Raw genomic sequence first — 15,094 nt, 5'->3', positions numbered from 1 at the left:
TGGCACGTACTGGGGATTACTAAGCAGTAACTTAATCAGTCTGTGCTGACACTATCCACTTATTCCGCCACGCTGTAGTTGGGCAGGCGGTGATCTGTGTCGCTCAGGCATGCCTGGCCGCGCCGGACGAGTCCGCCGAGCGCCCGGCGCAGCGGACTGTGTACGGCCTCGGCCAGGATCGCCAGGTCCAGGGCGGTCCTCCGGTGCTCGGCGTAGTGCTGGTCGAGGAGGTCCGCCTCGTCCCACGGCATCGTCGAGCGGCGGCGTACCTGCGCCAGGCCGGTCAGTCCGGGCTTCAGTTCGCGCCGCCAGTCTCTCGCACCGGCGGCCGTGCCCCGTTCGTCGCCCGGTGCCAGCGGTTCGGGGCCGACCAGGGAGAGCTCGCCCCGTACGACGTGCGGCAGCCGGGAGAGCACGTCGAGCCGCAGCCGCCGGGTGCGCAGTGACCGCAGTACGAAGGGCCTGCCCGCCGGTCCGGTGCGCGGGGAGCGGTCCAGTACGCCGCCGGGGCGCCGCCGCACGGCGAGGGCGAGGGCGGCCGCCGCGAGGGCGGGGGCGGCCAGCAGCAGGAGGGCCGAGCCGAGAAGCAGGTCCAGGGTGCGTTTGGTGGTGGGGCGCGGCGGGGTGAGGGCTCTCAGGCGGGCGAGAGCTGTGCGGGTGCGCGCCGCGCGGGGCGGTCGCGGTGGCTGCCAGGGGCGCCGCGCCGGGCCCGGCCGCTGACTCCACCCCTGCCGCTGTCCCCGCGTCTGCCGCGGTCCCCGCACCCGCCGTCGGCTGCGCCCCGGCACCTGCCGTCGTCTCGGCCTCTGCGTCTGCATCGTTCACACCTGCCTGGTGTCGCTGTCCGGTATCGGATGCCTGGGGTGATCGGGTGCCGGTTTTGTGCGGCTCACGGCATTTTGTGACAGAACGATCCCATGGCGCGATGATGGTGGGGGGTGTGTGGCCCACGAGGCGGGCAGGTGTCGCCGGGGAGCGGTTCGGATTCGTCCCATGCGGCACGTATGCGACGTGTGCCTGATGTGTGTCCGCCGTCACGAAGGCGGACAATTCGCTGGTGGCGCGAGGTGCGTGCACGATAGTTGAGTCGCCTCGACTCAGGTCTGTTGACTCCGAGGGCGATGTCATGCATCCTTGAGCCAGATCCACTCAAGTAGTCAGTTGGAGGAATTGAAATGGCACGTGCGGTCGGCATCGACCTGGGCACGACTAACTCCGTCGTCAGCGTTCTCGAAGGCGGCGAGCCCACCGTCATCACCAACGCCGAAGGCGCCAGGACCACGCCGTCCGTCGTCGCCTTCGCGAAGAACGGCGAGGTTCTGGTCGGCGAGGTCGCCAAGCGCCAGGCAGTGACGAACGTCGACAGGACCATCCGCTCCGTCAAGCGCCACATGGGCACTGACTGGAAGATCGACCTGGACGGCAAGAGCTTCAACCCGCAGCAGATGAGCGCCTTCATCCTGCAGAAGCTGAAGCGTGACGCCGAGTCGTACCTGGGCGAGAAGGTCGCCGACGCGGTGATCACCGTTCCGGCGTACTTCAACGACTCCGAGCGTCAGGCGACGAAGGAGGCCGGCGAGATCGCGGGCCTGAACGTCCTGCGCATCGTCAACGAGCCGACGGCCGCCGCGCTGGCGTACGGGCTCGACAAGGACGACCAGACGATCCTCGTCTTCGACCTCGGCGGCGGCACCTTCGACGTGTCGCTCCTGGAGATCGGTGACGGCGTCGTCGAGGTGAAGGCCACCAACGGTGACAACAACCTCGGTGGTGACGACTGGGACCAGCGCGTCGTCGACTACCTGGTGAAGCAGTTCGCCAACGGGCACGGCGTGGACCTGTCCAAGGACAAGATGGCTCTCCAGCGTCTCCGCGAGGCCGCGGAGAAGGCGAAGATCGAGCTGTCGTCCTCGACGGAGACCACGATCAACCTGCCGTACATCACGGCGTCGGCCGAGGGCCCGCTGCACCTGGACGAGAAGCTCACGCGCTCGCAGTTCCAGCAGCTCACCGCGGACCTCCTGGACCGCTGCAAGAACCCGTTCCACAACGTCATCAAGGACGCGGGCATCCAGCTCTCCGAGATCGACCACGTCGTTCTCGTCGGTGGCTCGACCCGTATGCCGGCCGTCGCCGAGCTCGTCAAGGAGCTCACGGGCGGCCAGGACGCCAACAAGGGTGTGAACCCGGACGAGGTCGTCGCCATCGGCGCCTCGCTCCAGGCCGGTGTCCTCAAGGGTGAGGTCAAGGACGTCCTGCTCCTCGACGTGACCCCGCTGTCCCTCGGTATCGAGACCAAGGGAGGGATCATGACGAAGCTCATCGAGCGCAACACCACGATCCCGACCAAGCGCTCCGAGATCTTCACGACGGCCGAGGACAACCAGCCGTCCGTGCAGATCCAGGTCTACCAGGGCGAGCGCGAGATCGCGGCGTACAACAAGAAGCTCGGAATGTTCGAGCTGACCGGTCTGCCGCCGGCCCCGCGTGGCGTGCCGCAGATCGAGGTCGCGTTCGACATCGACGCCAACGGCATCATGCACGTCGCTGCCAAGGACCTCGGCACCGGCAAGGAGCAGAAGATGACCGTCACCGGTGGCTCCTCGCTGCCGAAGGACGAGGTCAACCGGATGCGTGAAGAGGCCGAGCAGTACGCGGACGAGGACCACCGCCGCCGCGAGGCCGCCGAATCGCGCAACCAGGGCGAGCAGCTCGTCTACCAGACGGAGAAGTTCCTCAAGGACAACGAGGACAAGGTCCCCGGCGACGTGAAGACGGAGGTGGAGGAGGCCCTCACCGAGCTGAAGGAGAAGCTCAAGGGTGAGGACACCGCCGAGATCCGTACCGCCACCGAGAAGGTCGCGGCCGTCTCCCAGAAGCTGGGCCAGGCGATGTACGCCAACGCCCAGGCCGAGGGCGGCCCGCAGGCCGACGGCCAGCCGGGTGCCGAGCAGGCCCAGGCCGACGGCCAGGACGATGTCGTCGACGCCGAGATCGTCGACGACGAGAAGGACACCAAGGGCGGTGCGGCGTGACCGAGGAGACTCCGGGCTTCGAGGAGAAGCCCGACGTCCCCTCCGGCGCCACCTCTGAAGACGCCGGGACGGAGGCCGCCACCCCCTCTTCCGAGGAGGCGGCGGCCCCCGCCGGGGACGCGAACGAGACAGCCGGTCTGACGGCACAGCTGGACCAGGTCCGCACCGCGCTCTCCGAGCGCACCGCAGACCTCCAGCGGCTCCAGGCCGAGTACCAGAACTACCGCCGCCGCGTGGAGCGGGACCGGGTCACGGTCAAGGAGATCGCGGTCGCGGGTCTCCTGTCCGAGCTGCTGCCCGTGCTCGACGACGTCGGCCGGGCCCGGGAGCACGGCGAGCTGCTGGGCGGGTTCAAGTCGGTGGCCGAATCGCTGGAGACGGTCGTCGCCAAGCTCGGCCTGCAGCAGTTCGGCAAGGAGGGCGAGCCCTTCGACCCGACGATCCACGAGGCCCTGATGCACTCGTACGCGCCGGACGTCACCGAGACGACCTGCGTGGCGATCCTGCAGCCCGGGTACCGGATCGGCGAGCGCACCATCCGTCCCGCACGGGTGGCGGTGGCCGAACCCCAGCCGGGGGCGACGCCCGCGGCCGCGAAGGACACGAAAGAAGAGCAGGCAGCCGACGAGGAGAGCGGTGGCGGCGAGGAGGTCTGACATTCCGTCCGACCACCTGGCAGCACACCGCCCGGCCACCGGGCCTCGCGCACGGATCACGCCGCACACCGGCCCGATCCGTACGCGGGGCCCCGGGCCGGTCGTCCGGAAGGAGGGACGTCGATGAGTACGAAGGACTTCGTCGAGAAGGACTACTACAAGGTTCTCGGCGTCCCGAAGGACGCCACGGACGCCGAGATCAAGAAGGCGTACCGGAAGCTCGCCCGCGAGTTCCACCCGGACGCCAACAAGGGTGACAACAAGGCGGAGGAGCGCTTCAAGGAGATCTCCGAGGCCAACGACATCCTCGGTGACACCAAGAAGCGCAAGGAGTACGACGAGGCCCGCGCCCTCTTCGGCAACGGCGGCTTCCGCCCCGGACCCGGCAGCGGCGGCGGCAACTTCAACTTCGACCTGGGCGACCTCTTCGGAGGCACCCCGGGCGGCGGCGGCCAGGGCGGCGGAGCCGGCGGCTTCGGCGGCGGTGGCGGCGGGCTGGGCGACGTGTTCGGCGGCCTCTTCAACCGGGGCGGCGGCGCTGGCACCCGGGTGCAGCCGCGCCGCGGCCAGGACATCGAGTCCGAGGTGACGCTCAGTTTCACCGAGGCGGTCGACGGGGCCACGGTCCCGCTGCGGATGTCCAGCCAGGCGCCCTGCAAGGCGTGCTCCGGCACCGGCGACAAGAACGGCACCCCCAGGGTCTGCCCGACCTGCGTCGGCACCGGACAGGTCTCGCGCGGCACCGGCGGCGGGTTCTCGCTCACCGATCCCTGCGTGGACTGCAAGGGCCGGGGCCTCATCGCCCAGGACCCCTGCGACGTCTGCAAGGGCAGCGGCCGGGCGAAGTCGTCCCGCACCATGCAGGTGCGGATCCCGGCGGGCGTCTCCGACGGCCAGCGGATCCGGCTGCGCGGCAAGGGCAGTCCGGGCGAGCGCGGCGGACCGGCCGGTGACCTCTACGTCATCGTCCACGTCGACGCCCACCCGGTCTTCGGCCGCAAGGGCGACAACCTCACGGTCACGGTGCCCGTCACCTTCACGGAGGCGGCGCTCGGCGGCGAGGTGAAGGTGCCCACCCTCGGCGGCCCCCCGGTCACCCTGAAGCTCCCGGCCGGCACGCCCAACGGGCGCACCATGCGCGCCCGGGGCAAGGGCGCGGTGCGCAAGGACGGCAGCCGCGGCGACCTGCTGGTCACCGTGGAGGTGGTGGTCCCCAAGGACCTGGGCACGGACGCCCGGGACGCCCTGGAGGCCTATCGCAAGGCCACCGCGGACCAGGACCCGCGGGCGGAGCTGTTCCAGGCAGCGAAGGGAGCTTGAGATGGACGGCCGCCGACGTAATCCGTACCAGCTGACCGACGAGTCCCCGGTGTACGTGATCTCGATCGCGGCCCAGCTCTCGGGACTCCATCCCCAGACGCTGCGCCAGTACGACCGCCTCGGCCTGGTCTCTCCCGACCGCACGGCCGGGCGCGGCAGGCGCTACTCGGCCCGCGACATCGAGCTGCTGCGCACCGTGCAGCAGCTGTCGCAGGACGAGGGCATCAACCTGGCCGGCATCAAGCGCATCATCGAGCTGGAGAACCAGGTCGCCGCGCTCCAGCAGCGGATCGCCGAGCTCTCGGCGGCCGTGGACGGCGCGGACGCGGCGCTCCAGCAGCGCGAGGCCCAGGTGCACGCCTCCTACCGGCGCGATCTGGTGCCGTACCAGGACGTGCAGCACACCAGCGCACTGGTGGTCTGGCGGCCCAAGCGGCCCAAGGACTGAGCGGGTCCGATTCGCCGACGGCGGAGCCCGTCCCCCCGGTCGATCCGGGGGGACGGGCTCCGCCGTCGTTCCGGTTCGATGGCGGTCCGGGCAGGATGACGGTGGCGGCAGCGTGGTTCGCGGTCCACCGTGGATGTCGTGGGGGAGCCGGAAACCGGTGCCGGCCGGTCAGGAGTCCTGATCGAGGATTCCTGACTGGGCGATCAGGTAGCCGAGCTGGGCGCGGCTCGTGCTTCCCAGCACAGCGGACAGCTTGGCGACATGGGCGCGGCAGGTGCGGACGTTCATGCCGAGCCGACGGGCTATCGCCTCGTCGACGTGCCCCTCGATCAGCAGCGTGGCGATGGCGCGCTGGACGCCTGTGATGCCGTCGCGGGCCGGGTCGTACGGAGCCGCCTCGTCCAGCGGGACGGCTCGGCGCCAGAGTTGCTCGAAGACCTTCGTCAGGTAGGTGACCAGCCCGGGGTGCCGTAGTTCCAGGGCGACGGGCAGTTCGTCCTGGACCGGGATGAAGGCCACGGTGTCGTCGCAGATGATGAGGCGCTCGATGAGCTCCTCAAGCGTGCGGATCTCCATCCGGGCGCCCGCCATGAGGTCGACGTAGGCGAACGTGCGCTGGCTGTGCCTGACGGTGTGCTGGTAGAGAGTACGGACCCTGATGCCGGAATCTATGAGAGGTTTGCTGCGGATCAGGGCCTCGCTGAGGACTTCCTCGCTGCGTTTGCCCCCTGGCTGGACCGTCAGCACTTCCCTCCGGCTCTCGGCGATGGCAAGGTCAAGGGCTCCGTTGATCCGGTCAATGCCTTCCAGCACCGTGATCGCGTGCGTCGGCGCGGGGCTCTGGGCACTGATGGCCAGGAACGGTTCGAAGGCATCGGTCAGTTCGACGGACGTCCGCCTGCGATCCTGGATCTCGCGTTCCAGCGGGTGAAGACGCTGAGCCAGGGCGGCGGAAGGCGGAACCGGGCGAAGCCACGACGCGTCGTCCGGGTCGGGCAGCAGGAGCCCGAATTTGACGAGGCAGGGTGCGGTCCTGACCTCGGAGCGGGCCAGGCGACCCACGCTGAGCGCCGCCGCATACAGCCTGGCGCCCTCGGTGCACAGGTCAGTGACCGCATGAGTATGTGCCGGTTTCGTGTCCATTATAGGCAAAACTCCACCCCCCAGGGTCCTGAACATTCAGGAACATGATGCATCGCTCCTGTGGCATTGACGCGTCCGAATAAGCCATCGTCTCTTGAAGAGCGGGGGAGAGGATCCATCAAGTGAGGACGAAGCCGACTATGAACAAGAGAATGCTTCGCTCAGTGCTTGGCACTGCGTTCGCGGCTGCTGCACTGCTGCTCGTGACGCATGGCTCTACTCCGGACGTTGGATGGGGCAATGCGCAGGCAAGCGCTGCCGGCGACTCCTACCAGGGTGACGTCGGCTGGGGGTATGTGCAGCCCGCCGCTGTCGGCGGTGTTCACCAGGTCGATGTCGGCTGGGGCAACGTGCAGCCCGCTGCCGTCGGTGGTGTTCACCAGGTCGATGTCGGCTGGGGCAACGTGCAGCCCGCCGCCGTCGGCGCCGTCTACCAGGGTGACGTCGGCTGGGGCTATGTCCAGCCCGCTGCCGCCGGCCCTGCCAACCTGGGCGATGTCGGTTGGGGCTATGTCCAGCCCGCCGCTGCCGGTGACCTTCACCAGTCCGACGTGGGCTGGGGGAATTCCGTGGAGAACAGGGCAGACTTGTGACCACCCCGCCGGACGACCGGACCTTCAGGCGCGAAATGGCTACCGCCTACCGGTCAGGGTGGCATTTCATCGACCTCGTCACGGCACTCCCCCACCGTGGTGATTCGTTGATGGTCACTCTGTTCGGTGACCCGGTCATCGTCGCTCGTGAGGATGACGGGGAGGTTCGCGCCTACCGCTGTCTCCGCAAGCCGCGCGGGGCGCCGCAGCCGGTGCGCTGCGCCATTCGTTACGACATGATTTTTGTGAACCTCGCACAGCGTGACCACCAGCTGTTCGAGCCCGAAGCCATCTCCGCCACCCCCCGCAGTGCCTGAGCGATCCCCCGTCGTTCCACGTCGCTCAGACACTCCCCCACACAACGGCGTCACCGTGACCTGAACACGGTGACGCCGTTGTGCTGTGCTGTGCGCGTCCGGTGGGATGTCCGATGGGATGTCCGGTGGGACGTCCGGTGGACGGAAGTGCCCCGGTCAGCCGCGGCCGAGTGCCCGGTCCAGGGTGATCTCGATGGCGACGCGGTCCGGGTTGGGCTTCGGCGCGCGCCCGTAGCGGGCCGTCTTGCGGCGTACCGCGTCCTCGACCCTGTCCGGCTCCGTGCGCACCCTGGCGACGCCCTCCAGGGTCGCCCAGCGGCGCCCTTCCGCCTGGCAGACCGCGACGCGTGCGCCGTCCGGTCCCGCGGCCAGGATGTTGGCGACCTTGCGGCTGTGCCTGCCGGTGATGACGCGGGCGAGGCCGGCCTCGGGGTCGTACGTCACGCACACCGGGACCACGTGCGGGGTGCCGTCGGGGCGCAGGGTCGTGAGGGTGCATACATGGGGTTCGCGCCAGAAGGCCAGGTACTCGGGGCCGGGATCGCGTACGTCGACTGCCATGGGGTCAGCGTAGGCAGCCCGGCGACGCCCCGCGGTGGCGGGCGGGCCGCCCGGCCGGTTCACTCGGACATGAGGTGCGCGGCAGCGCGCAAGGGTGTGTGGCGGTGCGGGAGTGGCCCGGTTTTTGCCTTGAGTGGAATAGACTCAACTTTGTGCACGTTGATCGTGTCAGAATTGAGTACGGGCCAGTCTTCGCAAGGAGGAGAGAGCGCACGTGGACGCCGAGCTGACCAACAGGAGCCGGGACGCCATCAACGCGGCCACCAGCAGGGCCGTGAAGGACGGGCACCCCGATCTGACCCCGGGGCATCTGCTGCTGGCGCTGCTCGCGGGTGAGGACAACGAGAATCTCGTCGATCTGCTGGCCGCCGTCGATGCGGACCAGATCGCCGTTCGCACCGAGACGGAGCGGCTGCTGGCCGCACTGCCCAGCGTGACCGGGTCGACCGTCGCACCCCCGCAGCCCAACCGCGAGCTGCTCGCGGTGATCTCCGACGCGGCGCAGCGGGCCAAGGAGCTGGGCGACGACTACATCTCCACCGAGCACCTGCTGATCGGGATCGCGTCCAAGGGCGGCCGTGCCGGTGAGATCCTCGACGGACAGGGTGCCAGTGCGAAGAAGCTGCTGGACGCGTTCGAGAAGAGCAGGGGAGGGCGCCGGGTGACCACACCCGACCCGGAGGGCCAGTACAAGGCCCTGGAGAAATTCGGTACGGACTTCACCGCGGCCGCCCGCGAGGGCAAGCTCGACCCGGTCATCGGCCGGGACCAGGAGATCCGCCGCGTCGTCCAGGTGCTCTCGCGCCGCACCAAGAACAACCCGGTGCTCATCGGTGAGCCCGGCGTCGGCAAGACCGCCGTCGTCGAGGGGCTCGCCCAGCGCATCGTCAAGGGCGACGTCCCCGAGTCCCTCAAGAACAAGCGGCTCGTCTCGCTGGACCTCGGCGCGATGGTCGCGGGCGCGAAGTACCGCGGCGAGTTCGAGGAGCGGCTGAAGACCGTCCTCTCCGAGATCAAGGAGAGCGGCGGCCAGATCATCACGTTCATCGACGAGCTGCACACCGTCGTCGGCGCCGGTGCGGGCGGCGACTCCGCCATGGACGCGGGCAACATGCTCAAGCCCATGCTGGCCCGCGGCGAGCTGCGGATGGTCGGCGCCACCACGCTCGACGAGTACCGCGAGCGGATCGAGAAGGACCCGGCCCTGGAGCGCCGCTTCCAGCAGGTGCTGGTGGCGGAGCCGTCCGTCGAGGACACCATCGCGATCCTGCGCGGGCTCAAGGGCCGCTACGAGGCCCACCACAAGGTGCAGATCGCGGACTCCTCGCTGGTCGCGGCGGCGACCCTGTCCGACCGCTACATCACCTCGCGCTTCCTTCCCGACAAGGCGATCGACCTCGTCGACGAGGCGGCCTCCCGGCTGCGCATGGAGATCGACTCCTCGCCCGTCGAGATCGACGAACTCCAGCGTGCCGTCGACCGGTTGCACATGGAGGAGCTGGCCCTCAAGAACGAGGCGGACGCCGCGTCCAAGCAGCGCCTGGAGAAGCTCCGCCGCGACCTCGCCGACAAGGAGGAGGAGCTGCGCGGCCTCAACGCCCGCTGGGAGAAGGAGAAGCAGGGCCTCAACCGGGTCGGTGAGCTGAAGGAGCGCCTCGACGAGCTGCGCGGACAGGCCGAACGCGCGCAGCGCGACGGCGACTTCGACAGCGCGTCCAAGCTGCTGTACGGGGAGATCCCGGGTCTTGAGCGGGAGCTGGCCGAGGCCGCGGAGGCCGAGCAGGAGGCCGCGAAGGAGCCCAAGGAGACCCTGGTCAAGGAGGAGGTCGGCCCGGACGACATCGCCGATGTCGTCGGCGCCTGGACCGGCATCCCGGCCGGCCGGCTGCTGGAGGGCGAGACCCAGAAGCTGCTGCGCATGGAGGAGGAGCTGGGCAGGCGCCTCATCGGGCAGACGCAGGCCGTGCAGGCCGTCTCGGACGCGGTGCGCCGCACCCGGGCCGGAATCGCGGACCCCGACCGGCCCACCGGCTCCTTCCTCTTCCTCGGCCCGACCGGCGTCGGCAAGACGGAGCTGGCCAAGGCCCTCGCGGACTTCCTCTTCGACGACGAGCGGGCCATGGTCCGCATCGACATGAGCGAGTACAGCGAGAAGCACAGCGTGGCCCGGCTGGTCGGCGCCCCGCCCGGCTACGTCGGCTACGAGGAGGGCGGCCAGCTCACCGAGGCGGTCCGCCGCCGCCCGTACAGCGTCGTCCTGCTGGACGAGGTGGAGAAGGCCCACCCCGAGGTCTTCGACATCCTGCTCCAGGTCCTGGACGACGGGCGGCTCACCGACGGACAGGGCCGGACGGTGGATTTCCGCAACACCATCCTGATCCTGACGTCCAACCTCGGCAGCCAGTACCTGGTCGACCCGCTGACCAAGCCGGAGGAGAAGAAGAAGCAGGTCCTGGACGTCGTACGGGCCTCCTTCAAGCCGGAGTTCCTGAACCGGCTGGACGATCTGGTGGTCTTCTCCGCGCTGTCCGGCGACGAGCTGGCCCATATCGCGGGGCTCCAGATCGACCGCCTCGCCAAGCGGCTGGCCGACCGCCGGCTGACCCTCGACGTCACCCCGGCCGCCCTGGCCTGGCTGGCGGAGGAGGGCAACGACCCGGCCTACGGTGCCCGGCCGCTGCGCCGGCTCATCCAGACGGCGATCGGTGACCGGCTCGCGAAGAAGATCCTCTCGGGTGAGGTCACGGACGGCGACACGGTCCGGGTGGACCGGGACGGCGACGGTCTGGCCGTCGGCGCGGCGAACTGACCCGAGCACCCGCGAGGCGACCGGCGGCCCCGGTCCGCACCGGCTGGATATCAGCTTGTGGCGGATCGGGGCCGTTCCCGCTTGCCATGCCCCGCCCGGCATGCGAGAGGATGGCAGCCAACCGCACGAAGGGAAATTACGGTGAGCATCGATCCGTCCTCGATTCCTAACTTCGGGGGCCAGCCCGAACCGCAGGCGGCAGGACCGGAGGGCCCCGTCGTCCCTGACCAGGACCTCGTCAAGCAGCTCCTGGAGCAGATGGAGCTGAAGTACGTCCTCGACGACGAGGGCGACCTCGCGGCGCCGTGGGAAGACTTCCGCACGTACTTCATGTTCCGTGGTGAGGGCGAGCAGCAGGTCTTCTCGGTCCGTACGTTCTACGACCGCCCGCACGACACGGACCAGCGTCCGGTCCTGCTCGACGCGATCGACGACTGGAACCGCCGCACCCTGTGGCCCAAGGTCTACACGCACACGCACGAGCCCGAGGAGGGCGCCGAGGACACCACCACCTCGGTCCGCCTGATCGGTGAGGCGCAGATGCTCATCGGCACCGGCGTCAGCCTGGAGCACTTCGTCTCCTCGACGGTCAGCTGGGTGCGGGCCTCGATCGAGTTCGACAAGTGGCTCCTGGAGCGCCTCGGCCTGGCCCCGGCCGAGGAGAAGGCGGAAGGCGCGGAGCAGGACGCTCCCGAGGCCTGAGCCTCCCCCGTCCCACGGAGCCCGGCGCGGGCACGGTCCGACCGGACCGCCCCCGCGCCGGGCTCCGTCATGCGCGCCCGCTCACAGCGCTCACAGCGATCTGGAAGCCGGCCTCGTTGAGCGGCCCGCCGCTCAACAGGTCCCGTTTGGCGCGCGGATCCGCGCGCAGCGTGTCGAAGTAGCTGTCGGGCAGCCGCGGCGCCACCGCGGCCGCACACGAGGTGCCACGTGTCGGCGTGCGTCAGCGAGCCGCCGTGGGCCGGCCCTGGCAGAGCGCCGTCTCGACGGCCGCCCGCATGTCGTCGTCCTGGGCGTCCGTGCCGCCCGGGTCGACGTTCACCATGGCCGTCGCCCGTCTGCCGTCGGCCGTGGCGCCGCCCAGGGTCTCGTACCCGAAGATGTCGCCGCCGTGGCCCCAGTAGACGCCGCCGCAGGGCAGGGTCCACCGCTCCAGGCCCAGGCCGTAGTCCCGGCCGTCCGCACCGGGGTGCGGCGGGGGCGTCATCATCTGCTTGAGCTGCGCCGGACGTAGCAGCCTGCCGCCTACGAGCGCGCCCAGGAAGCGGTTGAGATCACGTGCGCTGGATACCATCTCGCCGGACGCGCCCGCGACCGACGGATTGATCGCGGTGACGTCCATCAGCGGCGCGTCCGGGCCCGGCCGAGCGTATCCGCGGGGGTGCGGGCCGAAGATCGCCGGGCTGTCACCCGGTACGGACGTCGCGCGCAGCCCGAGCGGCCTGATGACACGCCGGCGGATCTCCTCACCGTAGGTGTGGCCGGTCACCTTCTCGATGAGCATGCCGGCCAGCAGGTAGTTGGTGTTGGAGTACTTCCAACCGTCGCCGGGCGTGAGGAAGGCCGGGGGGTTGGCGAGGGCCATGTTCACCAGGTCGCGAGCGTCGTGGTGGGCGAGAGGGTCCTTGAGGATGTCCTGCGGGCTGAGGTAGGCGAGGTAGTCGGGCAGGCCGCTGGTGTGCTGCAGCAACTGCCGGACGGTGATCACCCGCCCGTCGCCGCCGGGGCCGCGGACGACGCCCGGCAGGTAGCGCTCGACCGGCGCGTCCAGGGCCACGCGGTGCTCACCCACCAGTTGCAGTACGACCGTCGCCACGAACGTCTTGGTCATGCTGCCGATCCGGAACCTGCTGTCGCCGCGCACCGGCGTCTGTCTCTGCACGTCCGCGACACCGTTGGTCAGCGAAGAGCTGCCAAGCCGACCACGCGTCTCGATGAGCGCCCCGGGCGCACCGTCCACGGTGGTCAGCCGGTGCAGGAGGGCGCGCAGCCGGGCGTCGTCGGGGGCATGGTGGGACGGTGCGGCTGCGGATACGGCCCCGGGTGACGCGGCGGCGACGCTCTCCGGCAGCACGCCTCCCAGCACGCCGGCCGCCACGGCCAATGCGATTGCTCCACCCAGCGTGCGCTTGTACGTGGTCACGTGTTCTTCCTCCGTCGTAGCGAGCCCGGTCAACGCTGTTGAGGCGGTCGGATGCGGGGCCGCGAAACCCCGCCCTCCCGCGCCCGGCTCACGATGCCCGAACGGTGCCGGCCCGCACGATGGGGTGGTCATCCGGAACGGGGTAGGGACACCCCCCGTGTCACGGCCCAAGCCCCAACGCCGTTCGGGCCGCCTACCGTTGCTTCAGGCAGGAGGCGGCCTCGCGCAGGACGTCCTTCTTCTTGCAGAAGGCGAAGCGGACCTGGCTGCGGCCGACCTCCGGGTCGTCGTAGAAGACCGAGTTGGGGACCGCGACCACGCCGCACCGTTCCGGGAGGCTGCGGCAGAAGGCCAGGGCGTCCTTCTCGCCGAGGACGGCGATGTCGGTGGTGATGAAGTACGTGCCCTGGGGGCGGAAGACCTCGAAGCCTGCTGCCGTGAGCCCCTCGGCGAGGATGTCGCGCTTGGCACGCAGGTCCTCGCGGAAGCCGGTGAAGTAGCCGTCCGGCAGGCGAAGCGCTTCCGCGACCGCGTACTGGAACGGCCCGGACGACACGTACGTCAAGAACTGCTTCGTCGTGCGGATCGCCGCTACCAGCGGAGCGGATGCGGTGACCCAGCCGACCTTCCACCCCGTGAACGAGAAGGTCTTTCCGGCGGATGAGATGGAGACCGTGCGGTCGCGCATCCCGGGGAGGGAGATGAGCGGGATGTGCTCGCCTTCGAAGACCAGGTGTTCGTATACCTCGTCCGTCACCACGATCAGGTCCCGCTCGACCGCCAGCTCGGCGATGGCCGTCAGCTCCTCCCGGGTCAGCACCATGCCCGTGGGGTTGTGCGGGGAGTTGAGGAGCAGCAGGCGGGTGCGGTCGGTGACTGCGTCACGGAGGGCGTCGAGGTCCGGGCGGAAAGCGGGCGCGTGGAGGGTCAGGGGAACACGCGTCGCGCCGGCCATCTGGATGCAGGCCGCGTACGAGTCGTAGTACGGCTCGAAGGCGATGACCTCGTCGCCCGGCTCCAGCAGGGAGAGCATCGTGGCGGCGATGGCTTCGGTCGCGCCCGCGGTGACCAGGACCTCGGTGTCGGGATCGAAGGCGAGGCCGTAGAAGCGCTGCTGGTGCTCGGTCACAGCCGTGCGCAGCTCTGGGATTCCGGTGCCGGGCGGGTACTGGTTCCCCTTGCCCTCACGCAGGGCGCGGACGGCGGCCTCGCGGATCTCCTCGGGGCCGTCGGTGTCGGGGAAGCCCTGGCCCAGGTTGATCGCGCCCGTCGCGGTGGCCAGTGCCGACATCTCCGCGAAGATCGTTGTCCCGAGTCCGTCCAGCCTTCGGTTCAGCAGTGGCCTGGTGTTCATGTCTCCACCGTTCTCACTCGGGTACCCGTCGAGTCTCTGGGGGCCATCCTGACTCATGGCCGCTCCTGCCCCCGCGTGGTGCGGGGAGGGGAGGTCGAAGAGGTCGCGCGGAGCGATCGCGAACACGAGGTTGTGCGGGGTGTTGAGCAGCGGACGTCCCCGTGTCGCGACCGCCGTCCTGCGCGGAAGCTCTGGAGTTGCTCAAGTCTGCTTTGGTCGAACGGGGGCGGGGGCATCTCTCCTGCACGCAGGAACCGGTGAGAAGCGGGGGACTCGCTTCGGGGGACGGAAGGACGTGAGGTCGGTGAAGCTGGCAATCGGTGCGGTGCTCGTGCTCGTGGTCTTGGCGGTGGCGATTCTCGTCGCGTCGATGGCGGACGCGGCGAAGCGCAACAAGCCACTGGCCGGGTACAAGCGCCGCGGTGGTGCGGTCGGTGGAGGTTCGGCGGGCGGCAGCTGGTGGGCGGGCGGCGGCGGTGGCTCGTCGTGCGGCAGCGGCAGCGGTCACTCGGGGGGCCACTCGGGCGGCGGTCACTCCGGTGGCCACTCCTGCGGCGGCGGCCATTCCTGCGGGGGCGGGTCCTCGTGCGGTGGCGGCGGGGGCGGATGCGGCGGAGGCAGCTGACACGGGGCGGCTGGTCCGCGACCGGGCGGGGCGTACGCGAGCCCGGTGCTGGTGGAGGTGCCCGGCGGGAACGAGGGGCGGGGTGGGGTT

14 protein-coding genes are annotated in these 15,094 nt (G+C 69.9%); 9 read left to right on the top strand and 5 right to left on the bottom strand.

The window, feature by feature from the left end; all coding sequences use genetic code 11:
* Positions 1-59: 59 nt before the first annotated feature.
* Positions 60-818 (bottom strand): sugar transferase, encoded by a 759-nt coding sequence (locus tag OG892_RS18435; protein WP_371629714.1) that lies wholly within the window; start codon positions 816-818, stop codon positions 60-62.
* 357 nt (positions 819-1,175) lie between these two features.
* Here OG892_RS18435 and dnaK point away from each other — a divergent pair, with 357 nt between their 5' ends.
* The 4 genes from dnaK to OG892_RS18415 all read left to right on the top strand — a co-directional run bounded on the left by dnaK (position 1,176) and on the right by OG892_RS18415 (position 5,459).
* Entirely contained in the window at positions 1,176-3,035 is a 1,860-nt protein-coding gene (gene dnaK, locus OG892_RS18430) for a molecular chaperone DnaK (RefSeq protein WP_073733495.1), read from the top strand.
* On the top strand, positions 3,032-3,691 hold the full coding sequence (gene grpE, locus OG892_RS18425) for a nucleotide exchange factor GrpE (RefSeq protein ID WP_327337744.1): 660 nt from the start codon (positions 3,032-3,034) through the stop codon (positions 3,689-3,691). Before dnaK ends, grpE begins: the two co-directional genes overlap by 4 nt.
* Before the next feature lie 123 nt (positions 3,692-3,814).
* Positions 3,815-5,011 (top strand): molecular chaperone DnaJ, encoded by a 1,197-nt coding sequence (gene dnaJ / locus OG892_RS18420; RefSeq protein ID WP_371629713.1) that lies wholly within the window; start codon positions 3,815-3,817, stop codon positions 5,009-5,011.
* A 1-nt stretch (position 5,012) separates the two neighbouring features.
* Entirely contained in the window at positions 5,013-5,459 is a 447-nt protein-coding gene (locus OG892_RS18415; RefSeq protein WP_073733498.1) for a heat shock protein transcriptional repressor HspR, read from the top strand.
* A 168-nt stretch (positions 5,460-5,627) separates the two neighbouring features.
* On the opposite strand, the gene OG892_RS18410 is transcribed toward OG892_RS18415, so the two are convergent.
* A complete protein-coding gene (locus tag OG892_RS18410; RefSeq protein ID WP_073733749.1) occupies positions 5,628-6,602 on the bottom strand; it encodes a helix-turn-helix transcriptional regulator in 975 nt (324 codons plus the stop codon).
* A 140-nt stretch (positions 6,603-6,742) separates the two neighbouring features.
* Here OG892_RS18410 and OG892_RS18405 point away from each other — a divergent pair, with 140 nt between their 5' ends.
* Both OG892_RS18405 and OG892_RS18400 read left to right on the top strand, forming a co-directional pair.
* Positions 6,743-7,195 (top strand): hypothetical protein, encoded by a 453-nt coding sequence (locus tag OG892_RS18405; protein ID WP_371629712.1) that lies wholly within the window; start codon positions 6,743-6,745, stop codon positions 7,193-7,195.
* Positions 7,192-7,512 carry a (2Fe-2S)-binding protein gene (locus OG892_RS18400; RefSeq protein ID WP_073733500.1) on the top strand — a complete coding sequence of 107 codons (321 nt, stop codon included), beginning with the start codon at positions 7,192-7,194 and terminating at the stop codon, positions 7,510-7,512. The genes OG892_RS18405 and OG892_RS18400 overlap by 4 nt, the downstream gene beginning before the upstream one ends.
* 156 nt (positions 7,513-7,668) lie before the next feature.
* Here OG892_RS18400 and OG892_RS18395 read toward each other — a convergent pair whose 3' ends face one another.
* Complete coding sequence (locus tag OG892_RS18395; protein ID WP_073733501.1) at positions 7,669-8,073, bottom strand: pyridoxamine 5'-phosphate oxidase family protein; 405 nt, start codon at positions 8,071-8,073, stop codon at positions 7,669-7,671.
* Between the two features lie 214 nt (positions 8,074-8,287).
* On the opposite strand from OG892_RS18395, the gene clpB reads away from it, so the two are divergent.
* On the top strand, positions 8,288-10,882 hold the full coding sequence (gene clpB / locus OG892_RS18390; RefSeq protein WP_073733502.1) for an ATP-dependent chaperone ClpB: 2,595 nt from the start codon (positions 8,288-8,290) through the stop codon (positions 10,880-10,882).
* 141 nt (positions 10,883-11,023) lie between these two features.
* Positions 11,024-11,584, top strand: a complete 561-nt coding sequence (locus tag OG892_RS18385; protein WP_328866463.1) for a YbjN domain-containing protein — start codon at positions 11,024-11,026, stop codon at positions 11,582-11,584.
* A 241-nt stretch (positions 11,585-11,825) separates the two neighbouring features.
* Here OG892_RS18385 and OG892_RS18380 read toward each other — a convergent pair whose 3' ends face one another.
* A complete protein-coding gene (locus OG892_RS18380; protein WP_371629711.1) occupies positions 11,826-13,025 on the bottom strand; it encodes a serine hydrolase domain-containing protein in 1,200 nt (399 codons plus the stop codon).
* Between the two features lie 193 nt (positions 13,026-13,218).
* Positions 13,219-14,379, bottom strand: a complete 1,161-nt coding sequence (locus tag OG892_RS18375; protein ID WP_073733505.1) for a pyridoxal phosphate-dependent aminotransferase — start codon at positions 14,377-14,379, stop codon at positions 13,219-13,221.
* Positions 14,380-14,683: 304 nt separating this feature from the next.
* Here OG892_RS18375 and OG892_RS18370 point away from each other — a divergent pair, with 304 nt between their 5' ends.
* Positions 14,684-15,004, top strand: a complete 321-nt coding sequence (locus OG892_RS18370) for a hypothetical protein (protein WP_371629710.1) — start codon at positions 14,684-14,686, stop codon at positions 15,002-15,004.
* The last annotated feature ends 90 nt before the right edge of the window (positions 15,005-15,094 follow it).

Origin of the sequence: Streptomyces sp. NBC_00341 (genome assembly GCF_041435055.1) — a bacterium.
GTDB lineage: Bacteria > Actinomycetota > Actinomycetes > Streptomycetales > Streptomycetaceae > Streptomyces.
The sequence above is the reverse complement of the archived record's forward strand: the minus strand, read 5'-3'. Positions and strand labels throughout refer to the sequence as shown.